The sequence below is a fragment of the Hoeflea sp. 108 genome (genome assembly GCF_000372965.1).
In the GTDB taxonomy this organism is placed as follows: Bacteria; Pseudomonadota; Alphaproteobacteria; order Rhizobiales; family Rhizobiaceae; genus Aminobacter.
In genome coordinates, this window is the sequence record NZ_KB890024.1 from 2,136,130 (window position 1) to 2,163,112 (window position 26,983).

A 26,983-nucleotide genomic window follows, 5' to 3' on the forward strand; every position below is an offset into this window, starting at 1 on the left:
GTGTGAGCTTGGCTGGCGATGCCGCCCGCGCGGCTAACGGCTCGCGCATTCTGATCGTCGAGGACGATTTCGAGATCGCCAGGATGCTGAGCGAAACGTTGGCCGAGAACGGCATGACCGTCGCGGTCGCTGAAAGTGGCGCCGAGATGGACACCTTGCTGCGCAACGGTAAGTTCGATCTCATCGTGCTCGATGTCATGCTGCCCGGCGAGGACGGCCTCAGCATCTGCAAGCGGCTTCGCCTGGAAACGACGGTCCCGATCCTGATGCTGACAGCGCTTGGCGAGGAGACCGACCGGGTGGTCGGGCTGGAGATCGGCGCTGATGACTATGTAACGAAGCCGTTCAGCGCGCGCGAGCTGACAGCGCGCATACGCGCCTTGCTGCGGCGTACGGCATATCCGTCCCAGGAGCGTGCGCGGTCAAAAGTCCTGCGTTTCAATGGCTGGCAGATCGATCTGATCCGCCGGCAATTGCACGATCCCAGCAATGCCCGAGTGGCGACGACGACGCATGAATTCGACCTGCTGCTGGCCTTCTGCCGCAATGCCGGCCGTGTGCTGTCGCGCGAGCAGCTGCTTGGTGTGACCCATGCCGGGCTCGCCGGGCCCATCGAGCGCAGCATCGACGTCCATGTCAGCCGGTTGCGCCAGAAGATCGAAGCGGATGCGCGCGACCCGGTTCTGCTCAAGACCGTGCGTCTGGGCGGGTATCTTTTCACCGCCACGGTGGAAGAGGCATGAGCGGCCTTCTCGGCCGCGTGGTGCCGCGATCGCTGCGTGGGCAGTTGATGGCGATCGTGCTCGTTGCCATGCTGGTGGTCATCGTCATCGGCTCGGTGTTCGAGAAGATCACCAATTCCGACTACGTGCCCGATATGGAGATCGTCGCAGAGCGTGCCGGCGTGGTCGCAGGCATGCTGCGGCACGCGCCGCCCGAGATGCGGGGTGCCATTTTGACCGCAGCAAACAAGGCCGGGCTGGATTTCCAGGTATTCGACAGGCAACAGATCGACGACGCGTCGTCGCCGCAGCAGCGCACGACGCTGGGGCGGATCATCAATGCGCTGTTCCCCCCTGATAGGGCGCCGCCGCTTGGCGGACGCTGGCTGACAATCGATGACCAGCCGGCCCTTGTGTTCGATCTGGACGCCAACACGGCGGCAGCCTTGTTCGGCGCGCCCGACACCGTGCTGACGTCGCAATTCGTCAGTCCTGCATCCTATTACGTGCTGGCGCTGGTGGTGTTGTTTGTCCTGTTCTCGCTGTTTGCGGTCTGGGCTGTGACCGATCCGCTGAACAGAATCGCTGCAGCCGTTGCATCCGCCGAGGTTGACAATGGCGGCGAGCTTTTCGTCGAGCGCGGTTCGATCGAGATCGTCGGTTTGGCGCGTGCGCTCAACACGATGCGGGCGCGCATTCGCGCCATGATCGACAACCGTACGCGCATGCTGCGCAGTGTCAGTCACGACCTCCGGACGCCTTTGACACGCCTGCGCCTGCGCGCCGAGCGACTGGACGACAGCATCTTGCGGACCGCCATGCTGTCCGACATCGGCCATATCGAAAGGCTGATCGACGAGACGCTGACCTATTTGCGCAACGACGTGTCGACTGAGGAGCTGCAGCGGGCCGACATTGCCAGCGTGCTCCAGACGGTTTGCGCCGAGTTCTCTGATGTCGGGTTCTCGGTCTCCTACACGGGCCCCGACCGGCTGCCCGGCCTGTGCAAGCCGAACGCGCTGGCGCGCGCCATCGCCAATCTCTGCGACAACGGTGTCAAATTCGCGCCCAATGTCGAGGTCGCGCTGACGGCAACAGACGAAGCGGCCTTCATCGAAGTCAGCGACAATGGGCCGGGCATTCCCGAAACCGTGCGCGCCCGTGTCTTCGAACCCTTCTACAAGATGGATGCGTCGCGCGGGCCCAACGCCGGGCGCGGTTTTGGTCTCGGACTGTCGATCGTCGCTGATATCGTGCACGGCCATGGCGGCAGGATCGAGCTCGATGACAACAGGCCCACCGGGCTCGTGGTAAAGGTCGACCTGCCCAGGCGTCTCGCTGCGGCCTAGATATTTTCCCCGAAGAAAGGCCCGAAACGCGGGCCAAGATGTCGGCGACGGAGGCAAACCCTTGCCTCGTCAGGCTGTTTGCACTAGCGAAGGCCGACACTAAGATATGCGTTTCGCACCTAGTTGATCCGCATCTTCTCGATCCAATGACGCAGGCCGCCCATGACCCTCATCGATACCCGCACGCCCGACGCCAAGCGTCTCATTCCCGGTGCCACCGGTGACTGGGAAGTCATCATCGGCCTTGAGGTCCATGCCCAGGTGACGTCTGAGGCCAAGCTGTTCTCGGGGGCTTCGACCACCTTCGGTGCCGAACCCAATGCGAATGTCAGCCTCGTCGATGCGGCGATGCCCGGCATGCTGCCCGTCATCAACGAAGAGTGCGTCAAGCAGGCGATCCGCACCGGCCTCGGCCTCAAGGCGCAGATCAACCACAAGTCGGTGTTCGACCGGAAGAATTACTTCTATCCGGATCTGCCGCAGGGCTATCAGATTTCGCAGTTCAAGCAGCCGATCGTCGGCGAGGGCAAGATTGTCATTTCGGTCGGTCCCGACCGCAAAGGCGAGTTCGAGGACATCGAGATCGGCATTGAGCGCCTGCATCTCGAACAGGACGCCGGCAAGTCGATCCACGACCAGCACCCGACAATGTCCTATGTCGACCTCAATCGCTCGGGCGTGGCCCTGATGGAGATCGTCTCCAAGCCCGACATGCGTTCGTCGGACGAGGCCAAGGCCTATGTCACCAAGCTGCGCACCATCGTGCGTTATCTCGGCACCTGCGACGGCAACATGGACGAGGGCTCGATGCGCGCCGACGTCAACGTGTCGGTGCGTCGCCCGGGCGAGCCGTTTGGCACGCGTTGCGAGATCAAGAACGTCAATTCGATCCGCTTTGTCGGCCAGGCCATCGAATACGAGGCGCGCCGCCAGATCGCCATTCTCGAAGACGGCGGCCAGATCGACCAGGAGACGCGCCTGTTCGACCCGAACAAAGGCGAGACGCGCGCGATGCGCTCGAAGGAAGAAGCGCATGATTATCGTTACTTCCCCGATCCGGACCTTTTGCCGCTTGAGTTCGACCAGGCCTATGTCGACGCGCTCGCCAAGGACCTGCCGGAACTGCCTGACGACAAGAAGGCGCGGCTGGTCGACGGCCTCGGCCTGTCGGTCTACGACGCGTCGATCCTGGTGTCGGAAAAGTCGATAGCCGACTATTTCGAGAAGGTGGCGAGCGGCCGCGACGGCAAGGCAGCCGCGAACTGGGTCATCAACGACCTGCTCGGCGCGCTGAACAAGGCCGGCAAGGACATCGAGAACGCCCCTGTGTCGCCGGATCAGCTCGGGGCGATCATCGACCTGATCAAGGAAGGTACGATTTCCGGCAAGATCGCGAAGGACCTGTTTGAGATCGTCTGGAACGAGGGCGGCGACCCGCGCGAACTGGTCGAAAGCCGCGGCATGAAGCAGGTCACCGACACCGGCGCCATCGAGAAGGCCGTAGATGACGTGATCGCCGCCAACCCCGACAAGGCCGAGCAGGCGCGTGCCAAGCCGACGATGGCCGGCTGGTTTGTCGGTCAGGTGATGAAGATGACGGGCGGCAAGGCCAACCCGCAGGCGGTCAACGACCTGGTCAAGGCCAAGCTCGGTATCGAGGAATAAGGATGTTCGTGCGCACGGCGAGCGAGCGCGACCTTGAAGCGATCAAGGTGCTGCTCGCCGAGACATGGCATGCGACCTATGGCGTCGAGCGCGTCAAAGAGATCACGGCCGAATGGCATTCGGTTGCCTCTCTCAAGGCGCGGCTGACTTTGCCGAACTCCGAGTTCCTGGTGGCCGACGACGGCAAGGCGATTGCCGGGATGGCTTTCGCCGCGTCAACCGACGACCCCAAGGTCGTGATGCTGCGCCAGCTCTATGTGCGCCCAGGCAACCAGCGCGCCGGCATCGGGCGCATGCTGCTCGAGGAAATCGAGCAGTGTTTTCCCGAAGCGCATAAGTTGCGGCTGGAGGCGGAGGAGGCGAACGGCCAGGCCATCGCCTTCTACCTCGCCAACGGTTTCAGGCAGACGGGCAGGACCGAAGATCCGGCGCGTCCGGAGTTGTCGGCGGCACTGTTCGAAAAAGAGCTGGGCTAGGGCTTGCCGTTCCCCGTGGGGAGTGTGGCGGGCTTAACCCGCCGCCACCTCGACGTTGTCGATCAGGCGCGTCTTGCCGAGACGCGCTGCGACCAGCACGCGGCCTTCCAGTTCGTGCCGCCAGGGTGCAAGCGTGTCGCTCTGGCGTGCTGCGACGTAGTCGACGCTGTCGAACCCGGCACCGATGATTTCCTGGCGTGCGGCGGCCATCGCTGCGGTCTCGTCGGCACCGCCCCGAAGTGCGGAAGCTGCCTTGCGCAGCACCTTGTTGAGCTTGCGCGCGATCTCGAGTTCGGCGGGGCTGAGATAGGCATTGCGCGACGACATGGCGAGGCCTTCGGCGTCGCGGATCGTCGGCGACCCCAGAATCTCGACCGGCAGGTTGAGGTCGAGGCAGAGCTTCTTCACCACGCAGAGCTGCTGGTAATCCTTTTCGCCGAAAACGGCGAGATCGGGTGCCGTCTGGATGAAAAGCTTGGCAACCACGGTTGCCACCCCGTCGAAGAAGGACGGACGAAAATCGGTTTCGAGGCCGGACGACGGGCCCCCGACGGAGATCGAGGTGGCGAATCCCTCGGGATAGACCTCGTTGACGTCAGGCGTGAAGGCGAGGTGGACGCCGGCCTCAGTGAGGCGGGCAAGGTCCTGCTCCAGCTGACGGGGATACTTGTCCAGATCCTCGGTCGGCGCGAACTGGCGCGGATTGACAAAGATCGACACGATGCACCGGTCGGCGCGGTCCAACGCTGCGCGCATCAGCGAAACATGACCGTCATGCAGCGCGCCCATGGTCGGCACGAGTGCGACCCTGAGCCCCTCGGCCTTCCACGCCGCCACCTGGGCGCGCAGGGCGGAGACGGTGTCGACGACTGCGGTCATGGCTTGTCCTTGGGTGTCTTATCAATTTGCGCATCGTGCTTTCCTAAAACCGTTTGCGGTTTTAGGGCCGGTGCGTTGGGGGCAAAAAGATGCTCGGGGGCAGGGAAGGTGCGGCTGCGCACGTCGCTGGCATAGGCGGCCGCGGCCGCGGCGACGATGTCGCGCAGATGGGCGTATTCCTTGACGAATTTGGGCACGCGGTCGACGGTCAGCCCGATGGCGTCGTCTGTGACGAGAACCTGACCGTCGCAGGCAGCACTCGCGCCGATGCCGATGGTGGGAATGGCGATGCGCCGCGTGATCTCGGCTGCGACAGGCTCGATCGTGCCTTCGATGACGGTCGAGAAGGCGCCTGCGGCTTCGACTGCCTTGGCGTCGACATAGAGCGCCTCGGCATTTGCCTCTGAGCGGCCCTTGATCTTGTAGCCGCCTTCCTTCTCCACCGACTGCGGCAACAGCCCGATATGGCCCATGACCGGGATGCCGGCGGCGACGATGGCTGCGATCTGCGGCGCCATCGCCACGCCACCTTCGAGCTTGATGGCGTCGCAGCCCGTTTCTTGCACAATGCGCCTGGCCGAAGCGACCGCAGTCTCTACCGAATCTTCATAGGAGCCGGCGGGCATGTCGACGACGATGCAGGCGCGGCTCGCGCCCCGCATCACTGCCTGGCCATGAGCGATCATCATGTCCATCGTCGCGCCTAGCGTGTTTGCATGGCCATGCAGGACCATCGCGACGCTGTCGCCGACGAGCAGCAGGTCGACATGCGGGTCGAGCAGGCGGGCTATCGGATAGGTATAGGCGGTGAGGCAGACGATGGGCTGCCCGCCCTTGCGGGCCATAAGCTCGGCGGGCGTGATGCGGCCTGCAGCCGCTGGCGCGTCGGAAGCCATGTCTTTTCCTCCCTCGACCGGTTCCGGCCTAAGCCAGTCCGAGAGCCCAAGCGGGCCGGAATCCATTACGGACCGGCTAATGATTTTGCAAGTGCGAGATCAAAACGTGAGCAGTTGCGAGATGACATCGTCCATCAGGACGACGCTCGCGCTGCCTCCTCGGTGGCGATCCGACCGATATAGACGGCGAATTCAGGGTCTTCGCCGGGGAGCAGTTGGGGCAGGGCGGCGCGGAAATCCTCGCGTCGGCACCACTCGCGGATGAAATCCTCCCATGATGCCCAGCGGCGCTTGCGGCGCTCGGGCATGTTCGGCTCATAGGCGACGAGATAGGCCCGCTCGAACAGGGCAACGAGGATGGCGAACATGGCGAGCAGCCGGTCACGCTGCTCGTCGGTCAGCCCTTTCGTCGCTGCATGCGACTGCAGGTAGAGGTCGGATTGATCGAGCGACAGCGTCAGGAAGTTTGTGTAGCCGTCCGCCAGCATCTGGTAGATCTCTTCCTCTTCGTTGATGCGCGCTTTGCGCTGTTCGTAGACGAAGATGAAGATGGCGAGCGGCAGGCCGATGATGGTCACCAGCATGCTCAGCATTTCGAGAATCTGCATGAACGACATGGCGGCACTCCCGGCGGGGCTCACGGCGAACACTAGGTTGTGAAACGCCGCCTGCCAATCGTCGCAGCGGCCATGAACGGGCGTCTAAATGCTTGCGTTCGCCTCGGCCTGACGCCATAAGCAGGAAACATTCGACGCGCCTGTCGCGAGGACCCGATGAAGAATTTCCTTGTCCAGTTTTTCACCTGGTGGAACGGCCAGACCCTTGGCACGCGCTTCCACACCTGGCGCAAAGGCACCAAGGTTGGCCAGGATGAGTTCGGCAACACCTACTACGAGGGCGGCAAGGACTCGGAAGGCCGCACGCGCCGCTGGGTTATCTACAAGGGCTATTCCGAAGCCTCGTTGATTCCGCCCGGCTGGCACGGCTGGATGCATCATCGCGTCGACGTGGCTCCCACGCAGGACAACTATATTCCGCGCGACTGGCAGAAGCCGCACCAGCCCAACCTGACCGGTACGGCTGCCGCCTACCGCCCCAAGGGCTCGGTGCTCGGCAACGAACATCGCCCGCAGGTCACCGGCGACTACGACGCTTGGACGCCCGGCTCCTGAACAGAGATCGTCGGCGCGGACATTTGTCGCCACAATTGGCGTCTAACTGCTTTGCCCATCGGCACGGGGCGACTAGCTTTGGCCGGATGGGAATCACGGGTGGACACCCCTGGGACGCAACTGCGGTAACGACTGTATGACATTTCTTGGCCGGGCTTCGTCGGACGGAAGATCGAAGGCGAAAGCCTTGCTTGCGGCAATGGCACTGTGTGCCGGCCTCGGCCACGCGGCAGCCCAGGACAGCATCCAGCGTCTGCCGCTTGACCCGCAGGCCTTTCCGAGTGAGGAAATGCCGGCCGAGGGCATGGACGATCTGCCGGCTCTCGACGACACCCAGGCCGCGCCCGACCAGCAGCAGCCCCAGGCGGCTCCAGCACCCCAGGTGACCCCTGCGCCCAAGACCACCCAGGCTCAGCGCATCAAGAACCCGGTCGCCGAATTCGCCGGCATCGACAAGATCACCGGCCGCATCATCACCTTCGACGTCTATGTCGACGAGACGGTGCAGTTCGGCGCCCTGCAGGTGACACCGCGCGTCTGCTACTCGCGCCCCGAGAGCGAGGAGCCCAAGACCGACTCCTTCGTCGAGGTCGACGAGATCACCCTCGACCGCAAGATCCGACGCATCTTCACCGGCTGGATGTTTGCAGAAAGCCCCGGCCTCAACGCCGTCGAGCACGCCGTCTATGACGTCTGGCTCAAGGGCTGCAAGCAGAAGTCCGAAGTGCCGGCGCCACAGGCCGCCAAGACCAACTGATCCCGTTCTATTCGGTGTTCCAGGCTGACGTCGGCGCGTGAGCGGCAGGCGGCCGCTGCGTCATACCGGCCTGCGTCTGCTCAACGCCGGGGATATTGCGCTTCATCCATCACCGGCAAGATAGCCCTGCCATGGAGTAAGAACTCAGTCGAAAGATGCTTCGCCGGTAATCGCATCAGCCAGCATCTTCTCGTATTTTCCACGCGGCACGTCGACTGCGCCGAAGCGCTTCAGGTGGTCGGTGGTGAATTGCGTGTCGAGCAGCACGAAGTGGTGTTCGCGGAGCCGTTCGACGAGATGGACCAGGCAGACCTTGGATGCGTCGGTCTCGCGCGAGAACATGCTTTCGCCGAAGAAGGCCCGGCCAAGCGACACGCCATAGAGCCCGCCGACCTGATGGCCGTCGCGCCACGCTTCCACCGAGTGGGCGTTGCCCATCCTGTTCAGCCGCGTATAGGCTTCGCGGATCGGCCCATTGATCCAGGTCGACAGGCGGCCCGAGCGCTTCTCCGCGCAGGCGTCGATGGTGCCTTCGAAGTCGCTGTTGACGCGGATTTCGAAATGGCCGCGCCTGATGGTACGGGCCAGGCTGTGGGGGATGTGGAAGCTGTCGAGCGGGATGACGCCGCGCGTCTCCGGCCTGACCCAGAAGACTTCCGGGTCAGAGGCGCTTTCGGCCATGGGAAAGACGCCCGACGCATAGGCCTTCAGGAGAAGGTCCGTAGGTATGCCGAAGCCGGGCGCATAGGGTCGGGTCATGTGACCCCCAATCTACTCGCTTTGGGCCTACTCGCTTTTGGCGAGGTATTTTTCCAGCCAGTGGATGTCGTAGTCGCCATTGGCGATATCGGGGTTGCCCACGAGATCACGGAACAGCGGCAACGTCGTCTTGACACCATCTACCACGAATTCGTCCAGCGCGCGCCTGAGACGCATCATGCACTCGACGCGGTTGCGGCCGTGGACGATCAACTTGCCGATCAGGCTGTCGTAGTAGGGCGGGATCTTGTAGCCGGAATAGACGCCCGAATCGACACGGATGCCGAGGCCGCCGGGAGTGTGGAAATGCGTGATCGTGCCGGGTGAGGGCGCAAAAGTACGCGGATCCTCGGCGTTGATGCGGCATTCGATGGCGTGGCCGTTGAACTTGATGTCATCCTGCGTGACCGAAAGACCGCCGCCCGAAGCGACACGGATCTGTTCGTGCACGAGGTCGATGCCCGTGATGGCTTCGGTGATCGTATGCTCGACCTGAAGACGCGTATTCATTTCGATGAAATAGAATTCGCCGTTCTCGTAGAGGAACTCGATCGTGCCGGCACCCGAGTAGCCGAGATCGGCAATCGCCTTGGCGCAAATGTCGCCGATGCGGGTGCGTTCCTCGGAGTTCAGGGCAGGCGAGTTGGCCTCTTCCCAGACCTTCTGGTGGCGGCGCTGCAGCGAGCAGTCGCGTTCGCCGAGGTGTACGCCTTTGCCTGCGCCGTCGCCGAAGATCTGAACTTCGATGTGGCGCGGCTTCTGCAGATACTTCTCGATGTAGACGGCGTCGTCGCCGAAAGCGGCACCCGCTTCCGAGCGCGCGGTGGCCAGCGCCACGTCAATGTCCGCCTCGGTCAGGGCAACCTTCATGCCGCGACCGCCGCCGCCGGACGAGGCCTTGATGATGACCGGGTAGCCGATCTCGGACGCGATGCGCTTGGCTTCCTTTTCATCGGTGACGGCGCCGTCCGAACCGGGGACGACCGGGATGCCTAGACGCTTTGCGGTGCGCTTGGCCTCGATCTTGTCGCCCATGATGCGGATGTGGTCGCCCGTGGGACCGATGAAGGTGATGTTGTGCGCGGCCAGGATGTCGGCGAACTTGGCGTTTTCGGCCAGGAAGCCATAGCCGGGATGGACTGCGTCCGCACCCGTGATCTCGCAGGCCGCGACGATCTGATGAATGTTGAGGTAGCTGTCGCGCGACGGCGGCGGTCCGATGCAGACGCTTTCGTCGGCAAGCCGCACATGCATCGCGTCGGCGTCGGCGGTGGAATGCACGGCAACCGTCTTGATGCCGAGCTCCTTGGCCGCACGCAGCACTCTCAGCGCGATTTCGCCGCGATTGGCGATCAGGATTTTCTGGAACATTGCGCGCAGCCTTCCGGCTTACTCGACAACGACGAGCGGCATGCCGAATTCGACAGGCTGCGCGTCTTCGATCAGGATCGCAGTCACCTTGCCCGAACGCGGCGAGGGGATCTGGTTCATGGTCTTCATCGCCTCGATGATGAGAAGTGTCTGGCCTTCCTTGACGGTAGCGCCAACCTCGATGAACGGCTTGGCGTCGGGCGAGGGAGCCAGGTAGGCGGTGCCCACCATCGGCGACGACACGGCGTTCTTGGCGATGTCGATGGCTGCTGCCGGCGCGGGCGCTGCTGCGGCGGTGGAGTTGACGGCTGCTGCTGCCGCAGCGACCGGAAGCGGCGCCGGCGCGGCGTAGGCGTGGACGGCCTGGGACTGGCGCGACACGCGGACCTTCAGATCGCCGAGCTCGACCTCGATCTCGGTCAGGTTGGTGTCGTTCAGGATCCCTGCGAGGTCGCGGACGATCTGCTGGTCAAAACCATCGTTCTTCTTCGTCGCCATGTTCAAGCCTTTTCTGTCTGTTTCCGGTCAGAGCCGGGCGGCTAGCGCCTGCAGCGCCAGCGTGTATCCGAGCGGCCCGAAGCCGCAGATCATGCCCACGGCAACCGGCGCCACCATCGATTTGTGGCGGAACGGCTCGCGGGCATGGATGTTTGAAAGATGCACCTCGGCGACCGGCAGAGGAGAGACGGCCCGTATGGCATCCTGCAATGCGATCGAGGTGTGGGTATAGGCGCCTGCATTCAAGACGATGCCTGCGGCTTCTTCGCCGGCTTCGTGGATCCAGTCGACCAGGACGCCTTCATGGTTCGACTGGCGGAAATCGACTGCAAGCCCGAGGGAGGCGGCTGCTGCATGGCAGTCGGCCTCGATGTCGGCAAGCGTCTTGCCGCCATAAATCCCGGGCTCGCGTTTGCCCAGGAGATTAAGGTTCGGACCGTTGAGGACGAAAACCGTTTTCAAGCTACAGACCTTTCCACCCGCCAGATCCTCTCTGGCGCGGCGGACCCTCTATAATCGGCATAAGCCGTCGCGGAAAGAGCGCAAGCGACTTCTTGCGCTGTCCACAACGGCTCATTGGGCGAAATGCCTCCGGCGGGTTGCCTCGGCTCGTCAATCCTTGGCCGCTGCGATCTTCTCGGCCAGCACTTCCTGACCGAGTGCGCCGAACACGACCTCGTTGCCGATCACATAGGACGGGGTGCCGCTGATCTGCAGCTTGTTGGCCAGCTCATAGGTGCGGTTGAAGGCCTCGACGATTGCCGGGTCCTTCATCGCCTCGCGCAGCTTGGCTTCGTCGGCGCCGAGCTCGAGGGCGATCTTGATGGCAGGGGCTTCGCCGGCACGGCCTTCGCCGCCGAGCAGCTTGTCATGGAACTCGCCATACTTCTCCGGCATCAGCTTGTGAAAGGCCATCGACACGACATGTGCCTTCTGGGAATCCGGTCCGAGGATCGGGAATTCCTTGAGCACGAAGCGCAGCTCGGGATCGGCCTTGACCAGCGCGTGCATGTCGGCCTGGGCGCGTTTGCAGTAGCCGCAATTGTAGTCATAGAACTCGACGATGGTGGTCTTGCCATTGGGGTTGCCGACGATGCCATCGAACGCCGAGTTGAAGATTTCGTCCTTGTTCTGCTTGATCACGTCGAGATTGGCGACGCGCTGCTCTTCCTTCTGCTTGGCCTCGAGCGCGCCCTGCATCTCGAGCAGCATCTCGGGATTGTCGAGCAGGTACTCGCGCACGATCGTCTCGATCTGCTTGCGGTCGAGATTGGTTGCAGCACCTTCCGCGTGGGCGGTGTTCGGGCTGCCGGCCAGATAGCCGAGGGTGAGCATGGCGAAGCCGACGGCAAGGCCGGTGGTGCCCAGAAGAAGCGTCTTTTTCATTCGTTAGGTCTCCAGCCCTTTCGGCTATGTCGCGTGGCAGCGGCGAGAAGCTTCACTTCTTCTTGCCCGGCGCCTTGTAATTGATGATGTCCTGGGCGCGCACCCAGCCGGGGGTACCGCGCTGGAATTTCTGCTGCGCCCGCATCGCGAAGATCTTGGCGTCCTGATATGCGCCGCTGTAGTAGTGCCCGTCGGCCGTGGCAAGGTCGGCGTCGGCGACGTCGCCCAGCATGCCATAGGCCTGCGCCAGGTAGCGGTAGCCGGCGGCGTTCTCGCGGTCGCGGTCGAGGCCCTTGCTGATCTCGGTCACCGCCTTCTTCAGTGCATCGGGCGTGCCGATGGCGAGATAGGCCTGACCGAGCTGCACGGGGAGGATACCCGACTTGGCCGGATCGAGCCGCACGGCGCTGGCGTATGATTCGGCAGCGGCCGCTGGCTTGTTCGACTTCATCAAAATGTCGCCGCGCAGCTCGTGGAAATAGGCGTTCTTCGGCTGCGACTTGATCAGCGCGTCGGTCTTGCTCAGCGCCGAGCGCAGGTCGCCGAAAAGGTAGGTCGTCTGAGCATCGCCATAGCGCACGGCAAGGTCGTCGCTGGAACCGCGCAGCAGGCGCGAGGCCGCGGCCTGGCCCTGCGTGTAGGCGGCGATCTTGACCCGCATCATGTCGTGGCGCTGCTGCAGCGCCTCGGGGTCCTTCTTGTCGAAATATTGGCTCTCATGCGCCAGCGTTTCGAGGTTGGCGATACGCTCGCGCGGCATCGGGTGGCTGACCTGATAGGGGTCGACGCGCGCGCCCGACAACGACAACGCGTTCTGGAAGCGCTGGAAGGTCTTGAGCATGCCCTGGGCCGACTGGCCGGTGGCATTGAGATAGGTGATGGCCGAGCGGTCGGCGGTGGTCTCTTCCGAACGCTGGTAGCCGAGCAGGCTGCGACGCGCCATTTCCGAGCCGCCTGAGACGATGCCCGCGCCCGCGGCACCCAGGCCCTTGGTGTCGGAAGCCGCACCCGCAACCATCGCACCGGCGCCGAGCAGGGCGGCAACGATCGCCATGGTCTGGGCCCGCGCCAACTGGTCGCGCAGCCGCTCCTGGTGGCCGCCGGCGATATGACCGGCCTCGTGGGCGAGCACGCCGATGATCTCGTTCGGCGTCTCGGCCGTCATCAGAGCGCCGGTGTTGACGAAAATACGCCTGCCGGCAACGAAGGCGTTGAAAGCCGGGTCGTTGACGAGCACGATGTTGATGCCGGAATTGCCGAGGCCTGCTGCCTTGAGGATCGGCCGGGCGTAGTCGCGCACCAATGCCTCGATCTCGGCGTCGCGCACGATCGGCACTCGCTGGGCATGTGCGGCGCCAGTCGAGCCGGCGGCAATCGCGGCCGACAGCGCAAGCGCGGTCGCGGCGCGCGCCGATCTTGTTACGAAACGCGAAAGACTATTCTTGGTCAGCATGGCGGGAAACACTCGTAAACGAGCCGTCGGGCTGTGAAAAGGCAGGTTGGGAAAAGTCATCAACTTGTGATCCCCATATCAATCAGGCATTTGTGCGGCGCGTTGCCTGAGGTTTGGCGGCAGAAAGTGGACGAAAATGGCAGTGGCAATTTCACGGCGCGGCGAGGTCGAGCCGTTTCACGCGATGGATGTACTGGCCGAAGCCAACAGGCTCAAGGCTTTGGGAACACCGGTCATTTCGATGGCCGTGGGTCAACCCTCCGACCCCGCACCGCAGCGCGTCCGAGACGCGGCGGCGGCCGCTCTCAAGCTTGGCCGCATCGGCTACACAGATTCACTCGGCCTCGCCGAGCTGCGCCAGGCGATCTCGGGGCATTATGCCGAGCACTACCGTCTCGATGTGCCCGCCTCGCGAATCGCCGTCACCACCGGCTCGTCGGCGGCCTTTAATCTGGCATTCCTTGCCATGTTCGATGCCGGCGACCGCGTGGCGATCGCTGCTCCCGGCTATCCTGCCTATCGCAACATCATGGGCGCGCTCGGCCTCGACGTGGTCGAGATCGAACTCGACGGAGCGCCATATCTGGATGCCGCCCATTTGAGGCAGGCGCATGCCGACAAGCCGCTGAAGGGCGTGTTGTTTGCAAGCCCGGCCAATCCCACCGGGGCCGTGGTGCCGGCAAGCGAACTGAAGGCGCTGGTCGACACCGCGCGCGAACTCGGAATCGCCGTCATCTCCGACGAGATCTACCACCGGCTCGCCTATGGCGCGCCCGACCTGACCGCGCTCGCCTTCGATGAGGATGTGACCGTCATCAATTCTTTCTCGAAATATTATTGCATGACCGGCTGGCGCATCGGCTGGATGGTGCTGCCGGAGCGGCTGGTGCGCCCGGTCGAGCGCATTGCCCAGTCTCTCTACATTTCCGCGCCGGAGCTGTCGCAGGTGGCGGCCATCGAGGCGTTCAACGCCACCGCCGAGCTGGAGGTTGTGAAGGCGCGCTACGCCTGGAACCGCGAGCTTCTGGTCGAGCGGCTGCCGCAGCTGGGTTTCAGCTTTGCAGCACCTATGGACGGCGCCTTCTATGCCTTCTGCGATGTCACGAGGCTGACCAACGACAGCATGGAGTTTGCCAAGCGCATGCTGGCAGAGGCACATGTGGCAGCGACGCCGGGCCGCGACTTCGATACCCGTGCCGGTCACCGCACCATGCGCTTTTCCTATGCAGGCAGCCATGACGAGATGATCGAGGCGATGAACCGGCTGGAGCGCTGGCTGCGCTGAGCACAATCGTCTCAGGCAGGGCCCGCTTGCGCTTCAGCCCAGGTAAAACACCGCGCGCCTGCGCGGCTGGGCCAGTTCGCGCCCGAGCGCCAGCGCGTCCTGGAGGTCGTTGGTGTATCGTGCCGTGTCCTCGAGCCCGCCGAAGTGGTTGAGGCGGATTGTTTCGCCGCGTTTGCTCATCACCACTCCCATGGTCCGGAGTGTTTCGCGAACCTCTGAAAATCGCATGGCCACTGCTCCTGATGCGAGTTGGACCTATGTTAGTGGCCGCTTGTAACAGCCCCATGTTGCACGCAACGTCACCGTTACGAGCGAGGTGTGGAACAAGTTTCGGGCAGGAAACGGCCCCGTTACGAAAGAGGCAGGGGAGGTGATGGCGGCACACCGGCTGTCAGGACCAGACCGATGCGCCGCCAAGCTCAAAGTGCCGACTACTTGTTCTCAAGCACCGGGAACTTGATCCCGAGCTGGTCGAGGTAAGTCGGGTATTTCGCCGGATCGTAGTAGAACTTCTTCATTTCTGGCCGGAAGGTCGCCATGATCTCCACGTTCTTCTGGATCTGCGGTTTGTCGTCGGCCGTCAGCATCGGCACGTACTTCTGGCCCTTCTGCTGCTCATTGTTGAAATAGTCGGCCGCCTTGGCCAGCAGCTCCGGGTTGGTGAAGAGGTCGATAGAGGTCATTGCGACGACCTTGGAGCCCGCGACCACGCCCTTATGGGCAATCGGCGTCGCCATAGACATGGCATTCGACCAGTGATGGCCAGGCAGTCCCGGAATGTTCGAGGGATAGTTCAGCGTGATCGTCGGCACCACCCAGGAGATGTCACCGATGTCGTCTGAGCCGCCGCTCTCCGGCTTCTCAAGTGGAGGCTGGAGTTCGCGGAGCTTGGTGGCGAGCCCTTCTTCCTTGGCTTTGACGGTCTTCTGTACGGCCTTGGCGAAGGCCTGTTCGTCCTCGGTCCAGCTCGGCAGTCCAACCGCTTTGATGTTGGCATAGGCAGCTTCCGCGATCGGCTTGTTGAAGTGACGAGGTGCTGCGGTGCCGACGATCTGGCGCGTCACCGTCGTGTCGGACATCTTCGCCGCCGCTTCGGCCATGGTGTTGGCCGTCTCGAAATTCTTGGAGATGTTCTCGAAGTCGAGCTCGCGGATGAAGTACCAGACCGTCGCTGCCGACGGCACGACGTTCGGCTGGTCGCCGCCGTCCGGGATGACATAGTGCGAGCGCTGCTCGGGTCGCAGGTGCTCGCGCTTCATGTTCCAGCCGATGTTCATCAGCTCGACCCCGTCCAGCGCGCTGCGTCCGCGCCACGGTGCACCGGCCGAATGCGCCGACTCGCCCTTGAATGTGTATTCGACCGAGACCATGCCGGTGCCGTTCGGCTGGCCCCAGGTGGTGGTCAGGTTGTTGCCAACATGGGTGAACAGCACGGCGTCGACGTCCTTGAACACGCCGTCACGCACCATGTAGGCCTTGCCGGCGAGAAGCTCCTCGGCGACGCCGGGCCACAGCATGATGGTACCCGGCAGCTTGTCCTTTTCCATCTGCTCCCTGAGTGCGAGTGCCGCCACGACATTGACCGCCTGACCCGAATTGTGGCCTTCGCCATGGCCGGGCGCGCCATCGATCATCGGCTTCTGGTAGGCAACGCCAGGCATCTGCGAGGTCTTCGGCAGCCCGTCTATGTCACTGCCCAGCGCGATCACCGGCTTGCCCGAGCCCCATTTGGCGACCCAGCCGGTCGGCATGCCGGCGATGCCGCGTTCGACGGTGAAGCCGTTCTTCTCCAGGATATCGGTGATGTATCTGGAGGTTTCGACCTCCTGGAACGCCAGTTCGCCGAAGCTGAAGATGGAATCCGTCATCTCCTGCGCCATCTTGGCGCGAGCCTCGACGCCTTCGACGGCGCGTTTCTTGAGGTCGGCAACCGCAGCGGCGTCCATTGGCTTTTGCCCTTCCGCCAGGGCTAGGGTCGACGCGGATGCCGCAAGCAACGCGGCCAGGGCAATTCGTGAAACGCACTTCATGAAAATCTCCCATTGATCGACAATCGCCGCTGACCAAGGGAATGCATTTTTTCTACCACCTTACGCAGCGGCAGCTTGAATGATTGCCGCTGCGGCAGGTGTCCGCAAGAATATTCTTGCCGAAGGCTGAAAATAGGAAAATATGCGCAGAAATCTGCCGAGTATGGCTCAGTCATTCTGAGCGATCGCTAATATCTGTGTCTCAAAGATGCTTGTTGAAGTTGCTCCGAACAACTCTGGGTAAGCGTTTGGCCCTGTCGCAGTCGACTTCTGGATCATTCACCGGAAATGCCTGGCGGCGGCGTGAGCCAGACCAATATGAACTGGCGTGCAGGTGGCGGGCACCGCTCGACTTCATGTAGAACGGGCGACCGGTTCGATTCCGGCCGAAGAGCCAGCGGATGCCATGCCCAGCGTGAAAGACGTCATCAACGAGATCGTCGCCGAGATGACCGGCTACAGTGAGCGCGGCGCGGTTGCGTCCTACATTCCCGAGCTCGGCAAGATCGACCCGGCCAAGTTCGGCATAGCGGTCGTCATGAATGACGGCGAGGTGGCGACGGCGGGCGATGCTGAAGAACCGTTCTCGATCCAGAGCATCTCCAAGGTGTTCACATTGGCCCTCGCGCTCGGGCGGGTGGGCGACCAATTGTGGAATCGCGTCGGCCGCGAGCCGTCGGGCTCGGCCTTCAATTCCATCGTCCAGCTCGAACTCGAGCACGGCATCCCGCGCAATCCGTTCATCAATGCCGGCGCCATCGTCATCTCGGACGTGTTGTTGTCGGGACATCAGCCGCGCGAGGCCATCGGCGAGGTGCTGAGCTTCATGCGCACCGTCGCTGACGACGATTCCGTCCTCATCGACCGCGATGTCGCCAACTCCGAGCGCGCCACCGGCTTCCGAAATTTCGCGCTGGCCAATTACCTCAAGGGTTTCGGCAATCTCAATCATGCGCCGGAGCTGACGCTCGGGGTCTATTTCCATCACTGCGCAGTCGCCATGAGCTGCCTGCAACTGGCGAATGCCGGACGCTTCCTCGCCAACGCCGGTCGAATAGAATCGTTGGGCCATACGGTGGTGTCGGCCGAGCGGGCGCGCCGCATCAATGCGCTGATGCTGACCTGCGGCCACTATGACGGCTCGGGAGAATTTGCCTTCCGCGTCGGCATTCCTGGCAAGAGCGGCGTCGGCGGCGGCATCCTGGCCGTCGTGCCGGGAATCGCCTCGATCGCCGTCTGGTCGCCGGGCCTGAACGAGCGCGGCAATTCTCAGCTTGGCTCGATCGCGCTGGAAAAGCTCACCAAGCGCATGAACTGGTCGATCTTCGCCGCGCGCTGAAGGGCAGGACCGGCGGACATTCAGGTGCTGCGGACGGCAATCGGTGGCATCTTTACGCCCTCGCAGTGCAATTGCTCGGTACAGGACTCGAATCGTCGACGGTCGCCGAATCTCATGTTTCTGTGTGCAGGACACGCCTCATTCGTCTTCTGCGGCTTACAGAGGCCGCAGGCCGAAACACGCGGGCGCTTTCGCTTGTGATGCATTTCCGTCTCCGACGGCAGTTGGTGCGCCCCAATGGCGCACGTGTATCTGTCGGGAGTGGGACGAGGGCGATGTCATGCGGGCAGAATCGACCTGAATTCGGCAAAGAGAAAGGCCGCGCTGCCATGGTGAATTGGCCAGCTACCGGATCAGCCTGGAACCACAGGTATACAAGGTAAATAGGAGCAAGGCCGCTTGATCGCGCGCTGAACGCTAAGCCAACAATCCTGTATGTGTGATTGCAATGATGGCTCCCCGGGCCGGATTCGAACCAGCGACCAACCGGTTAACAGCCGGTTGCTCTACCACTGAGCTACCGGGGAACAGCGCTCTGGTGTGAACGAGGCGGCGTATAGCAACGGCTTTCCGATTTGCAAAGCGGTAATCTCGAATTTTTTCGAAGTTTTTCACCGCAACGTTTCTGGTAATTGCCGCCCATGGCGCTCATATGACGGCTTCGCAAGGGATTGCGGCCCGGTCGCTGCGACATTCGGGCACGGCCGTCGAGCGCATGCAGGGACGATGAAAAGCTACAGACCTACTCAGCCGCCCACCCGCAAGATCACGATCCTCGGTCGCGAGTTTTCGATGCCACGGTCGCGCGGCGTCCGGATCGGCCTGGGCGTGGCGCTGTGTATCCTTGGCCTGTTCGGCTTCCTGCCGGTGCTGGGCTTCTGGATGATTCCGCTCGGCCTGCTGATTCTGTCGCACGAGTTCCATGTCGTGCGCCGCGTTCGCCGCAAGCTGATCGTGTGGTGGGAACGCCGCAAGCGGCCGACGACCTGACATCAGGCAGGACGGATCGCGGAAGGCAGAGCGGCGTCGCATGGGAGATGGTGCCCTACGCGCCTGTCCAAAACCGGCGAGAAAAAGTCTTGCCCGCTTGACGGCGGAATCCTGGCAACCTATTGGAGCCGTGTAGACGCCTGAAGCGGCGAGGCCTCGTGGCGGAGTGGTTACGCAGAGGACTGCAAATCCTTGCACCCCGGTTCGATTCCGGGCGAGGCCTCCAGCTTCCTCGGCAACCGCCGCCGGGAAGACGTTCGGGTGTAAAAGTACTTGCGCACTACGCGCCGAAGGCGGGCCAGTTACAATATGAACGCTGATTTTTCCGAACGTCGCGTGAAGATGGTGGACGGCCAGGTCCGCACCACCGATGTGACCGATGCCGCCATCCTCTCCGCGATGCTTTCGGTGCCGCGCGAGGCATTCGTCGACAACGGCCAGCGCGAGCTTGCCTATATCGACGAAGACCTGCGTTACGCATCGACCGCCGACGGGGACCAGCCGCGCTACCTGATGGAGCCGTCGCCTTTCGCCAAGCTCTTGCAGCTTGCCGAAGTCGCCGCGAGCGACGTCGTCCTCGATGTCGGCTGCGGCACGGGCTACTCGGCTGCCGTGCTGTCGAAGCTTGCCGGTTCCGTGATCGCGCTCGAATCCGATGCTGCCTTGGCAGCGAAGGCAACCGAGACGCTGTCCTCGCTCGGCTACGACAATGTCGTGGTCGTCAGCGGCGCGCTTCCCGCGGGTTATGCTTCCGAGGCGCCCTACGACGTCATTTTCGTCGGCGGCAGCGCCGAACAGGTGCCGGATGCACTGCTCGCCCAGCTCAAGGAAGAGGGGCGTCTGGTGGTCGTGGAAGGGCATGGCAATGCCGGCGTGGCCCGCGTTTTCCTGAAATCAGGCGGTGCCGTGACCTCGCGAAATGCCTTTAATGCGGCAGTTAAGCCACTACCCGGCTTCAATCGCACACGCGAATTTGAGTTCTAAGCGCCTTTTTCTTGCAGCGCACCCTTCGTCATGATGATCTAAGCACCGGACGATTGCGACTGATTCTGGACGGAACCGGTTTGGAATCAGCGCCTTGGGCCGGATACCGGCGAGGGGCATTTCAGCTGCCTTCGGGCAGCGCGCCGCAGAATGAATGAGGGACGCGTGGTTTCGTTTTTCCGAAAGAGCTTGTTTGCCGTAGCCTTGGTTTCCGCCACGGCGCTGTCGCCGTTGTCGGCTTCGGCAGAAACGATCCTCGGCGCCTTGGCCAAGGCTTACGAGAACAACTCGCAGCTCAACTCGGCCCGCGCCGGTGCGCGCGTCACCGACGAAGGCGTGGCGATTGCCAAGTCCGGCTGGCGCCCCACGATCGCCGGCAATGCCGGCGTTGACTATTCCGCCACCCGCAGGGCCGGTTCGACGACGAACCTGAGCTCTGCTTCTTTCGGTGTGACGATCAACCAGACGCTGTTCGACGGTTTCCAGACCAAGAACAACGTGGCCGCGGCCGAGGCCAATGTGCGCGCCTCCTTTGAAAGCCTGCGCAACACCGAGCAGAACATCCTGTTCACCGCTGCCCAGGCCTATATGAACGTCATTCATGATCGCCAGGTCGCCGCTCTCACCGAGCGCAATCTGCAGTTCCTGACCGAGCAGGCGCGCGCTGCGCGCTCGCGCTTCGATGTCGGTGAAGGTACGCGCACCGACGTGGCGCAGGCAGATGCCTCGCGCTCCGCTGCGGTGGCCCAGCTCAGTGCCGCCCGTGCGCAGGCACTTTCCAGTGCTGCCATCTATCGCCAGATCGTCGGCGACGAACCCAAGAGCCTGAAGTCGGCGTCGCCGCTGGGCAAGCTCCTGCCGAAGAACCTGGATGGAGCGCTGGGGGTTGCCCAGGGGCAGCATCCGGCAATCCTGGCCACGCAGCATCTGGTCGATGCTGCCGGCTTCTCGGTCAAGTCGGCCGAAGGCGCGCTGCTGCCGCAGCTATCGGCTTCTGCTGGCATTTCCCAGGCCTATCGCAACACGTCGCCTGACGCTGCCGCTGACGGCAATTCAACCTCCGCCAGCATTGGCGCGACCCTGACCGTGCCGATCTATTCCGGCGGCCGCACCCCGGCCATCGTTCGCCAGAATAAAGAATCGCTCGGCCAGGCGCGTATCCAGGTCGACGTCAGCCGCGACCAGGTTCGTGCGGCCGTGGTTGCTGCCTGGACGCAGTATCAGGCAGCCGGCGAGGGTGTTTCGGCCAACCGCGCCATGGTGGCTGCCGCGCAGCTCGCACTGAATGGCGTCATCGAGGAGCGCAATGTCGGCCAGCGTACGACGCTGGACGTGCTGAATGCCCAGGCCGACGTCATCACGGCGCAGATCAATCTCGCTTCGTCGGAGCGCGACGTCGTTGTGGCAAGCTATGGCATCCTGCAGGCAACCGGTGCCCTGTCTGTCGACAGGCTCGGCCTCAAGGTCGTAAAGTACAATCCTGAAGAGCACTACAATGCCGTCAAGGACAAGTGGACCGGCCTGAGGACGCCAGACGGTCGCTGATTCCACCGCATCACGATTTGAACGGGCGTCCGCTCTTCCGAGCGGGCGCCCGTTGTCATTTGGCGGTCAAATTCATGTATCTGTTGAAATCGCCGGAGCCTCCCGATTGGGGATTCTCTCCGGGGAATCAGTAGGCTACGCTGAAAGCCTGATTCGAAGCCCGTGATTGTGGGCGGGTTTTGTGTACTGTCACAAAGGCGGCGGATGTGACGATGGCCCAGGCAAACAGCGTTCAGCGCGAACCCTCGATGGAAGAGATACTCGCTTCCATCCGCAGGATTATCGAGGACAACGACACCGGGCGACGCCCCGCAGTCGATTTTGGCCAGGTCCGTCCGGAGCCCGAAGACGATCGGGCCGAGCGCAACGTCATCGAGGTCGAAGCCTTCAGGGCCGAGTTGCAGACAGCCAAGGCAGCGCCGCTGGAAGCCAAGCCTGAGGCCGCACCGGTGAAATTCGAGCATGTCGAGCGCGAAGAGGTTGTCGTCCCGGCCTGGCCGACGATCGAGCCGCGGAAGCCTGTCGCCATCGAGCCTGCCGCGCCTGTGGCCGAGGCCATTGCTACGGCTCGGCCAATCACTACGGCCACCTGGACGCCGTCTTCGACTGCCGCTGTCGAGGACATGGAGCGTCTTGCTGGTCCGGCTTCGGTCGTCTCTGAGCCAGCTCCGGTGCTGCAGCCCGCTGTCGATGCCTCTGTCCAGGAGGAAGTATCCTCGGCTCGGCCGGCGATCATCTCTGAGCAGGCTGGCAAGCAGGTGTCTGCTGCCTTTGGCGAGCTCAACGAGGCTTACGCCGCGCGCAGCCGCAAGTCCTTTGACGATATTGCTGCCGAGATGATGCGGCCGATGCTGCAGGACTGGCTCGACAACAACCTGCCGACGCTGGTCGAGCGTCTGGTACGCGAAGAGATCGAGCGTATCGCCCGCGGCTCACAGTAAATTCTACCCAGATTGGTTGGAACGCGCCGCCTACGGGCGGCGTTTTCGTTTCGGCCCCGGTCGCCGCACTGGCGATGCTGTTGACTCGATCCCACCCATCCGATTTACACCGGACCAGAAAATCCGGACCGAACGGAACAAATTCCGATGCTTGAGAAGACTTACGACGCCAAATCAGTCGAACCGAAGATCGCCAAGACGTGGGAAGAGGCCGATGCCTTCAAGGCTGGCGCCGGCGCGCCTGAGGGTGCCGAGCCGTTCACCATCGTGATCCCGCCGCCCAACGTTACCGGCTCGCTCCATATGGGCCACGCGCTCAACAACACGCTGCAGGACATCCTCGTGCGCTTCGAGCGCATGCGCGGCAAGAATGTGTTGTGGCAGCCGGGCATGGACCATGCAGGTATCGCCACCCAGATGGTCGTCGAACGCAAGCTGATGGAAAAACAGGTCCATCGCCGCGACCTGACGCGCGAACAGTTCGTCGAAAAGGTCTGGGAGTGGAAAGACGAGTCCGGCGGCATGATCTTCAACCAGCTGAAGCGGCTGGGTGCCTCCTGCGACTGGTCGCGTGAACGCTTCACCATGGATGAAGGTCTTTCGAAGGCCGTCATCGAAGTCTTCGTCACGCTGCACCAGCAGGGCCTGATCTACAAGGACAAGCGCCTTGTGAACTGGGACCCCAAGCTTTTGACCGCGATCTCCGATCTCGAAGTCGAGCAGCACGAGGTCAACGGCAACCTTTGGCACTTCCGCTATCCGGTCGAAGGCGAGGTCTACGATCCCGAGAACCCGGCCACCTACATCACGGTTGCGACCACGCGGCCCGAGACGATGCTTGGCGATACCGCCGTTGCCGTCCATCCCGACGACACGCGTTATGCGACTCTGGTCGGCAAGAACGTCGTGCTGCCTATCGTCGGCCGCAAGATTCCAATCGTCGCCGATGAATATTCCGATCCGGAAAAGGGTTCGGGCGCGGTCAAGATCACGCCGGCGCACGACTTCAACGATTTCGAGGTCGGCAAGCGCCACAACCTGCCGCAGATCAGCATTCTCACCGTCGAGGCGAGCATCAACATCGTCGACAATGACGAGTTCCTCGAGGGCGTCGAGCGCACCGAGATGCGAGAGCGCGTCTGGGCGCAGCTGCAGGGCCTCGACCGTTTTGCCGCGCGCAAGCTCGTTGTCCAGATCATGGAAGAGGGCGGTTTCCTCGACAAGATCGAGCCGCACAAGCACATGGTGCCGCATGGCGACCGAGGCGGCGTCCCGATCGAGCCGTTCCTGACCGACCAGTGGTATGTCAATGCCGCCGAGCTCGCCAAACCGGCGATCAAAAGCGTGCGCGAGGGCCGCACCAACTTCGTGCCCAAGAACTGGGAAAAGACCTATTTCGACTGGATGGAGAACATCCAGCCCTGGTGCGTGTCGCGCCAGCTGTGGTGGGGACATCAGATCCCGGCCTGGTATGGCCCGGACGGCCAGGTCTTTGTCGCGCGCACCGAAGAAGAGGCGCTGGATGCAGCCGTCCAGCACTATCTGGCGCTCGAAGGCCCGTGGAAGGCCTGGGTCGAGGAACAGCTCGAGAATTTCGAGCCGGGCAAGATTCTGACCCGCGACGAGGACGTGCTCGACACCTGGTTCTCGTCGGCGCTTTGGCCGTTCTCGACGCTTGGCTGGCCCGACAAGACGCCGGAGCTCGACACCTATTACCAGACCGACGTGCTGGTGACCGGCTTCGACATCATCTTCTTCTGGGTTGCCCGCATGATGATGATGGGCCTGCACTTCATGGAGGAGGAGCCGTTCCACACGGTCTACGTCCATGCGCTGGTTCGCGACAAGAACGGCCAGAAGATGTCGAAGTCCAAGGGCAACGTCATCGACCCGCTGGAGCTGATCGACGAGTACGGTGCCGACGCGCTGCGCTTCACGCTTGCCATCATGGCGGCGCAGGGGCGCGATGTGAAGCTCGATCCGGCGCGCATCGCCGGCTACCGCAACTTCGGTACAAAGCTGTGGAACGCCACGCGATTTGCCGAGATGAACGGTGTCGCGCGCGATGACGCGTTCTGGCTCAACGACGCCAAGCTGACTGTCAACCGCTGGATCCTGACGGAACTCACACGGGCTTCGCGCGAGATCACCGATGCGATCACTGCTTATCGTTTCAACGAGGCGGCAGGCAGCGCCTACCGGTTCGTCTGGAACACCTTCTGCGACTGGTATCTCGAGTTGCTCAAGCCGATCTTCATGGGCGAGGACGAAGCCGCCAAGGCCGAGACCCAGGCCGTGGCCGCCTTCGTGCTCGACGAGATCTACAAGCTGCTGCACCCGATGATGCCGTTCATGACGGAAGAGCTGTGGGCGCATACGGCGGGCGAGGGCAAGGAGCGGTCGTCGCTGCTGTGCCATGCTGCCTGGCCGGCGCCCGATTTCGAAGATGCGGCGGCTGCAGCCGAGATCAACTGGCTGGTCGATCTCGTCTCGGGCATCCGCTCGGTCCGTTCCGAGATGAACGTGCCGCCGGCCGCGATCGCACCGCTGGTCTTCGTCGGCGCCAACGACGTGACGCTGGAGCGCCTCAAGCGCCACCAGTCGGCGATTGCCCGTCTGGCCCGGGTCGGTGACATTACCCATGCGCCTGCGGCCCCCAAGGGCTCGGCACAGATCGTTGCCGGCGAAGCGACCGCCTGCCTGCCGCTGGGCAGCCTGATCGACCTCTCTGCCGAGGCTGCACGTCTGCAAAAGGAACTGGCGAAGACGACCGAAGAAATCGCCCGTCTGCACAAGAAGCTGTCGAACGAGAAGTTCGTGGCGTCGGCCCCGGAAGAGATCGTAGCGGCCGAGCGCGAGAAGCTGGAAGAATATCGCCTTGCCCAGCAGAAACTCGACACCGCGCTCGCCCGCGTGCGCGAAGCCGGCTGACCGGATTACAGCAAAACCCTGCCGCGGAATGACGCTGCGGCAGGGGTTGGTTTTGCTCGGCCGATGGGCATGACCATGCGTAAATTGTGGCTAATGTAACCATTTTACGCCCGATTGTTGCCATAATGTAACAAACGTCGAGAATGGCCCGATTTCGGGCTGTTTTTGTTTTCTGGTTCCGAATTTTCCCACGAAATCAGGGGCAGGTAGCACCAATTTCACTAAAATTGACGTTTGCGTAAGCGGAAGCTCGGCAACCCGGCGGTTGTACTGCCGCAGCGCTGCCATCGTTTGGAAAAAATCAATGTTGCGTGAGCAGGATGAAATCGTTCAATTCTCAGCACGAGCATTTCGGGAGAGGACTCAATGAACATTTCGCGTCTCAAAGCGCTGCTGGGGGCAACGGCGCTGACGATCGTTGCGGCAGGCGCAGCCCAGGCCGGCGGTTTCTCGCGCGGCACGGCCGATACGGACATTCTGTTCGAGGAAGGCAATTTCAACATTCGTACCGGCGTCACTTATGTTAATCCAACGAGGAAGTACTCGAAGAACCTTCTGAATCCTCAGTTGGTTGGCGTCGACTATGCCGATAGCTACGCTATTCCGTCTGCGGCGGTGAAGTTCAATATTCTTGAGGACCTCAGATGCGCAGGAACCTTCACACAGTCATTCGGCGGTGGTGCTACTTGGCCGACACCTAGTGGCCCGGTGGCGAAGCTTGATGAGGATTTCCACGTCAATGAGTTTGCCGCGACCTGTGGATACAAGGTAGATTTGAGCAAGGGGCGCATTTGGCTCATCGGTGGCGCCTTCGTGGAGAGCCTCGAATACAATCTCGTTGCGGGTGCTGGCGCTATTGACGGTACGCTGAAAGACAATAATGTCGGCTGGCGAGCAGGGATTGCGTACGAAATTCCAGAAATCGCCCTTCGGGCACAGCTTCTCTACCGTTCGGGCTTCAACGTTGAAGCAACGGGAAGCGCGCTCTATCTAGGTGCCGCGACATTGCCGGCCAATGGCACTGCGGAACTGCCGCAAAGCGTTGAATTGAAGTTCCAGACGGGTGTCGCTCCCGGCTGGCTGGCCTACGGTAATGTCAAGTGGACTGATTGGTCGGTGACCAAGGAACTTGTCTTGAATGTCCCAGCGTTGGGCCTGTCGAGCCGAAATGAATATTATTGGCAAGATGGCTGGACGATTACTGGCGGCGTTGGTCATGCCTTCACCGACAAGATTTCGGGAACTGCATTTGTTTCGTGGGACCGTGGTGTCGGCACCGGTTGGGATCTCACTGCAGACACCTACTCGATCGGGGTCGGCGCTTCGATGAAGGATGCTCTCGGGGGAGAACTCCGCCTGGGCGGCGCCGCGATCTATATGGGCGAAGTTTCTGAAACAAAGTATGTTCCAGTCCTGAACCGTACGGTTCAGGCCGATTGGGGCTTTGCCCTCTCTGCTGGCTACAGCGTGAAGTGGTAAGCGCCACTATCTGATCCAGAAGAAGCCGGGCCTCGTGCCCGGCTTTTTTGTCCCTGCCGCACTCCCGCGTGCGTTT

At 62.5% G+C, this 26,983-nt stretch carries 25 protein-coding genes and 2 tRNA genes; 15 read left to right on the forward strand and 12 right to left on the reverse strand.

The window, feature by feature from the left end; translation table 11 throughout:
• Nucleotides 1–8: 8 nt before the first annotated feature.
• From B015_RS0110430 to B015_RS0110445, 4 genes are all read left to right on the forward strand, one after another.
• The gene (locus B015_RS0110430; RefSeq protein WP_018427635.1) at nucleotides 9–743 is read left to right on the forward strand and encodes a response regulator transcription factor; all 735 of its coding nucleotides are present in this window, start codon (nucleotides 9–11) and stop codon (nucleotides 741–743) included.
• Entirely contained in the window at nucleotides 740–2,071 is a 1,332-nt protein-coding gene (locus tag B015_RS0110435) for a HAMP domain-containing sensor histidine kinase (RefSeq protein ID WP_018427636.1), read from the forward strand. The genes B015_RS0110430 and B015_RS0110435 overlap by 4 nt, the downstream gene beginning before the upstream one ends.
• 162 nt (nucleotides 2,072–2,233) lie before the next feature.
• Nucleotides 2,234–3,736: an Asp-tRNA(Asn)/Glu-tRNA(Gln) amidotransferase subunit GatB gene (gene gatB / locus B015_RS0110440; RefSeq protein ID WP_018427637.1), complete on the forward strand. Its 1,503-nt coding sequence runs from the start codon at nucleotides 2,234–2,236 to the stop codon at nucleotides 3,734–3,736.
• 2 nt (nucleotides 3,737–3,738) lie between these two features.
• Nucleotides 3,739–4,212 carry a GNAT family N-acetyltransferase gene (locus B015_RS0110445; RefSeq protein ID WP_018427638.1) on the forward strand — a complete coding sequence of 158 codons (474 nt, stop codon included), beginning with the start codon at nucleotides 3,739–3,741 and terminating at the stop codon, nucleotides 4,210–4,212.
• A gap of 33 nt (nucleotides 4,213–4,245) precedes the next feature.
• On the opposite strand, the gene panC is transcribed toward B015_RS0110445, so the two are convergent.
• The 3 genes from panC to B015_RS0110460 all read right to left on the reverse strand — a co-directional run bounded on the left by panC (nucleotide 4,246) and on the right by B015_RS0110460 (nucleotide 6,604).
• A complete protein-coding gene (gene panC, locus B015_RS0110450) occupies nucleotides 4,246–5,091 on the reverse strand; it encodes a pantoate--beta-alanine ligase (RefSeq protein ID WP_018427639.1) in 846 nt (281 codons plus the stop codon).
• Nucleotides 5,088–5,987: a 3-methyl-2-oxobutanoate hydroxymethyltransferase gene (gene panB, locus B015_RS30730; protein WP_040456663.1), complete on the reverse strand. Its 900-nt coding sequence runs from the start codon at nucleotides 5,985–5,987 to the stop codon at nucleotides 5,088–5,090. Before panB ends, panC begins: the two co-directional genes overlap by 4 nt.
• A 134-nt stretch (nucleotides 5,988–6,121) precedes the next feature.
• On the reverse strand, nucleotides 6,122–6,604 hold the full coding sequence (locus B015_RS0110460; protein ID WP_018427641.1) for a hypothetical protein: 483 nt from the start codon (nucleotides 6,602–6,604) through the stop codon (nucleotides 6,122–6,124).
• A 156-nt stretch (nucleotides 6,605–6,760) separates the two neighbouring features.
• On the opposite strand from B015_RS0110460, the gene B015_RS0110465 reads away from it, so the two are divergent.
• Both B015_RS0110465 and B015_RS33820 read left to right on the forward strand, forming a co-directional pair.
• Nucleotides 6,761–7,159 carry an NADH:ubiquinone oxidoreductase subunit NDUFA12 gene (locus tag B015_RS0110465; protein ID WP_018427642.1) on the forward strand — a complete coding sequence of 133 codons (399 nt, stop codon included), beginning with the start codon at nucleotides 6,761–6,763 and terminating at the stop codon, nucleotides 7,157–7,159.
• A 187-nt stretch (nucleotides 7,160–7,346) separates the two neighbouring features.
• Nucleotides 7,347–7,916, forward strand: coding sequence for a DUF2155 domain-containing protein (locus tag B015_RS33820; protein ID WP_245262150.1), 570 nt, complete (start codon nucleotides 7,347–7,349; stop codon nucleotides 7,914–7,916).
• 144 nt (nucleotides 7,917–8,060) lie between these two features.
• Here the strand turns inward: B015_RS33820 and aat are convergent, their stop codons facing one another.
• The 6 genes from aat to B015_RS0110500 form a co-directional block, all read right to left on the reverse strand.
• Nucleotides 8,061–8,675: a leucyl/phenylalanyl-tRNA--protein transferase gene (gene aat, locus B015_RS0110475; protein WP_018427644.1), complete on the reverse strand. Its 615-nt coding sequence runs from the start codon at nucleotides 8,673–8,675 to the stop codon at nucleotides 8,061–8,063.
• 27 nt (nucleotides 8,676–8,702) lie between these two features.
• The gene (gene accC, locus B015_RS0110480) at nucleotides 8,703–10,046 is read right to left on the reverse strand and encodes an acetyl-CoA carboxylase biotin carboxylase subunit (protein WP_018427645.1); all 1,344 of its coding nucleotides are present in this window, start codon (nucleotides 10,044–10,046) and stop codon (nucleotides 8,703–8,705) included.
• Nucleotides 10,047–10,064: 18 nt separating this feature from the next.
• Nucleotides 10,065–10,544 (reverse strand): acetyl-CoA carboxylase biotin carboxyl carrier protein, encoded by a 480-nt coding sequence (gene accB, locus B015_RS0110485; protein ID WP_018427646.1) that lies wholly within the window; start codon nucleotides 10,542–10,544, stop codon nucleotides 10,065–10,067.
• Between the two features lie 27 nt (nucleotides 10,545–10,571).
• Nucleotides 10,572–11,006 carry a type II 3-dehydroquinate dehydratase gene (gene aroQ / locus B015_RS0110490; protein WP_018427647.1) on the reverse strand — a complete coding sequence of 145 codons (435 nt, stop codon included), beginning with the start codon at nucleotides 11,004–11,006 and terminating at the stop codon, nucleotides 10,572–10,574.
• Between the two features lie 150 nt (nucleotides 11,007–11,156).
• Nucleotides 11,157–11,930, reverse strand: coding sequence for a DsbA family protein (locus tag B015_RS0110495; RefSeq protein WP_018427648.1), 774 nt, complete (start codon nucleotides 11,928–11,930; stop codon nucleotides 11,157–11,159).
• 52 nt (nucleotides 11,931–11,982) lie between these two features.
• Entirely contained in the window at nucleotides 11,983–13,383 is a 1,401-nt protein-coding gene (locus B015_RS0110500; protein WP_040456665.1) for a M48 family metalloprotease, read from the reverse strand.
• A gap of 136 nt (nucleotides 13,384–13,519) precedes the next feature.
• Between B015_RS0110500 and B015_RS0110505 the strand changes: the two genes are divergently transcribed.
• The gene (locus B015_RS0110505) at nucleotides 13,520–14,668 is read left to right on the forward strand and encodes an aminotransferase class I/II-fold pyridoxal phosphate-dependent enzyme (protein ID WP_026227128.1); all 1,149 of its coding nucleotides are present in this window, start codon (nucleotides 13,520–13,522) and stop codon (nucleotides 14,666–14,668) included.
• A 33-nt stretch (nucleotides 14,669–14,701) separates the two neighbouring features.
• On the opposite strand, the gene B015_RS0110510 is transcribed toward B015_RS0110505, so the two are convergent.
• Together B015_RS0110510 and B015_RS0110515 are read right to left on the reverse strand one after the other, a co-directional pair.
• Entirely contained in the window at nucleotides 14,702–14,848 is a 147-nt protein-coding gene (locus tag B015_RS0110510) for a hypothetical protein (RefSeq protein WP_245262152.1), read from the reverse strand.
• Between the two features lie 251 nt (nucleotides 14,849–15,099).
• Nucleotides 15,100–16,698, reverse strand: a complete 1,599-nt coding sequence (locus B015_RS0110515; protein WP_026227130.1) for an amidohydrolase — start codon at nucleotides 16,696–16,698, stop codon at nucleotides 15,100–15,102.
• Between the two features lie 406 nt (nucleotides 16,699–17,104).
• Here B015_RS0110515 and B015_RS0110520 point away from each other — a divergent pair, with 406 nt between their 5' ends.
• Entirely contained in the window at nucleotides 17,105–18,037 is a 933-nt protein-coding gene (locus B015_RS0110520; protein ID WP_018427653.1) for a glutaminase, read from the forward strand.
• A 452-nt stretch (nucleotides 18,038–18,489) separates the two neighbouring features.
• On the opposite strand, the gene B015_RS0110525 is transcribed toward B015_RS0110520, so the two are convergent.
• Nucleotides 18,490–18,564, reverse strand: a tRNA-Asn gene (locus B015_RS0110525).
• A gap of 199 nt (nucleotides 18,565–18,763) precedes the next feature.
• On the opposite strand from B015_RS0110525, the gene B015_RS0110530 reads away from it, so the two are divergent.
• The 7 genes from B015_RS0110530 (at nucleotide 18,764) to B015_RS0110560 (ending at nucleotide 26,907) form a co-directional block, all read left to right on the forward strand.
• A complete protein-coding gene (locus B015_RS0110530) occupies nucleotides 18,764–19,027 on the forward strand; it encodes a PGPGW domain-containing protein (protein ID WP_018427654.1) in 264 nt (87 codons plus the stop codon).
• A gap of 152 nt (nucleotides 19,028–19,179) precedes the next feature.
• Nucleotides 19,180–19,253, forward strand: a tRNA-Cys gene (locus B015_RS0110535).
• 83 nt (nucleotides 19,254–19,336) lie between these two features.
• On the forward strand, nucleotides 19,337–20,011 hold the full coding sequence (locus B015_RS0110540; protein ID WP_018427655.1) for a protein-L-isoaspartate O-methyltransferase: 675 nt from the start codon (nucleotides 19,337–19,339) through the stop codon (nucleotides 20,009–20,011).
• A 165-nt stretch (nucleotides 20,012–20,176) separates the two neighbouring features.
• Nucleotides 20,177–21,556 (forward strand): TolC family outer membrane protein, encoded by a 1,380-nt coding sequence (locus B015_RS0110545; protein WP_280657457.1) that lies wholly within the window; start codon nucleotides 20,177–20,179, stop codon nucleotides 21,554–21,556.
• A 212-nt stretch (nucleotides 21,557–21,768) separates the two neighbouring features.
• On the forward strand, nucleotides 21,769–22,497 hold the full coding sequence (locus B015_RS0110550) for a PopZ family protein (RefSeq protein WP_018427657.1): 729 nt from the start codon (nucleotides 21,769–21,771) through the stop codon (nucleotides 22,495–22,497).
• Between the two features lie 147 nt (nucleotides 22,498–22,644).
• Complete coding sequence (locus B015_RS0110555) at nucleotides 22,645–25,428, forward strand: valine--tRNA ligase (RefSeq protein WP_018427658.1); 2,784 nt, start codon at nucleotides 22,645–22,647, stop codon at nucleotides 25,426–25,428.
• Between the two features lie 366 nt (nucleotides 25,429–25,794).
• Nucleotides 25,795–26,907, forward strand: a complete 1,113-nt coding sequence (locus B015_RS0110560) for an outer membrane protein transport protein (RefSeq protein ID WP_018427659.1) — start codon at nucleotides 25,795–25,797, stop codon at nucleotides 26,905–26,907.
• The last annotated feature ends 76 nt before the right edge of the window (nucleotides 26,908–26,983 follow it).

Bases quoted from the DNA above. Each gene is read 5' to 3' on its own strand.
- B015_RS0110435 (WP_018427636.1), top strand. From the start codon at position 740: ATGAGCGGCCTTCTCGGCCGCGTGGTGCCGCGATCGCTGCGTGGGCAG.
- gatB (WP_018427637.1), top strand. From the start codon at position 2,234: ATGACCCTCATCGATACCCGCACGCCCGACGCCAAGCGTCTCATTCCC.
- B015_RS0110445 (WP_018427638.1), top strand. From the start codon at position 3,739: ATGTTCGTGCGCACGGCGAGCGAGCGCGACCTTGAAGCGATCAAGGTG.
- panC (WP_018427639.1), bottom strand. From the start codon at position 5,091: ATGACCGCAGTCGTCGACACCGTCTCCGCCCTGCGCGCCCAGGTGGCG.
- panB (WP_040456663.1), bottom strand. From the start codon at position 5,987: ATGGCTTCCGACGCGCCAGCGGCTGCAGGCCGCATCACGCCCGCCGAG.
- B015_RS0110460 (WP_018427641.1), bottom strand. From the start codon at position 6,604: ATGTCGTTCATGCAGATTCTCGAAATGCTGAGCATGCTGGTGACCATC.
- B015_RS0110465 (WP_018427642.1), top strand. From the start codon at position 6,761: ATGAAGAATTTCCTTGTCCAGTTTTTCACCTGGTGGAACGGCCAGACC.
- aat (WP_018427644.1), bottom strand. From the start codon at position 8,675: ATGACCCGACCCTATGCGCCCGGCTTCGGCATACCTACGGACCTTCTC.
- accC (WP_018427645.1), bottom strand. From the start codon at position 10,046: ATGTTCCAGAAAATCCTGATCGCCAATCGCGGCGAAATCGCGCTGAGA.
- accB (WP_018427646.1), bottom strand. From the start codon at position 10,544: ATGGCGACGAAGAAGAACGATGGTTTTGACCAGCAGATCGTCCGCGAC.
- B015_RS0110495 (WP_018427648.1), bottom strand. From the start codon at position 11,930: ATGAAAAAGACGCTTCTTCTGGGCACCACCGGCCTTGCCGTCGGCTTC.
- B015_RS0110500 (WP_040456665.1), bottom strand. From the start codon at position 13,383: ATGCTGACCAAGAATAGTCTTTCGCGTTTCGTAACAAGATCGGCGCGC.
- B015_RS0110505 (WP_026227128.1), top strand. From the start codon at position 13,520: ATGGCAGTGGCAATTTCACGGCGCGGCGAGGTCGAGCCGTTTCACGCG.
- B015_RS0110510 (WP_245262152.1), bottom strand. From the start codon at position 14,848: ATGAGCAAACGCGGCGAAACAATCCGCCTCAACCACTTCGGCGGGCTC.
- B015_RS0110515 (WP_026227130.1), bottom strand. From the start codon at position 16,698: ATGAAGTGCGTTTCACGAATTGCCCTGGCCGCGTTGCTTGCGGCATCC.
- B015_RS0110520 (WP_018427653.1), top strand. From the start codon at position 17,105: ATGCCCAGCGTGAAAGACGTCATCAACGAGATCGTCGCCGAGATGACC.
- B015_RS0110530 (WP_018427654.1), top strand. From the start codon at position 18,764: ATGAAAAGCTACAGACCTACTCAGCCGCCCACCCGCAAGATCACGATC.
- B015_RS0110540 (WP_018427655.1), top strand. From the start codon at position 19,337: ATGAACGCTGATTTTTCCGAACGTCGCGTGAAGATGGTGGACGGCCAG.
- B015_RS0110550 (WP_018427657.1), top strand. From the start codon at position 21,769: ATGGCCCAGGCAAACAGCGTTCAGCGCGAACCCTCGATGGAAGAGATA.
- B015_RS0110555 (WP_018427658.1), top strand. From the start codon at position 22,645: ATGCTTGAGAAGACTTACGACGCCAAATCAGTCGAACCGAAGATCGCC.
- B015_RS0110560 (WP_018427659.1), top strand. From the start codon at position 25,795: ATGAACATTTCGCGTCTCAAAGCGCTGCTGGGGGCAACGGCGCTGACG.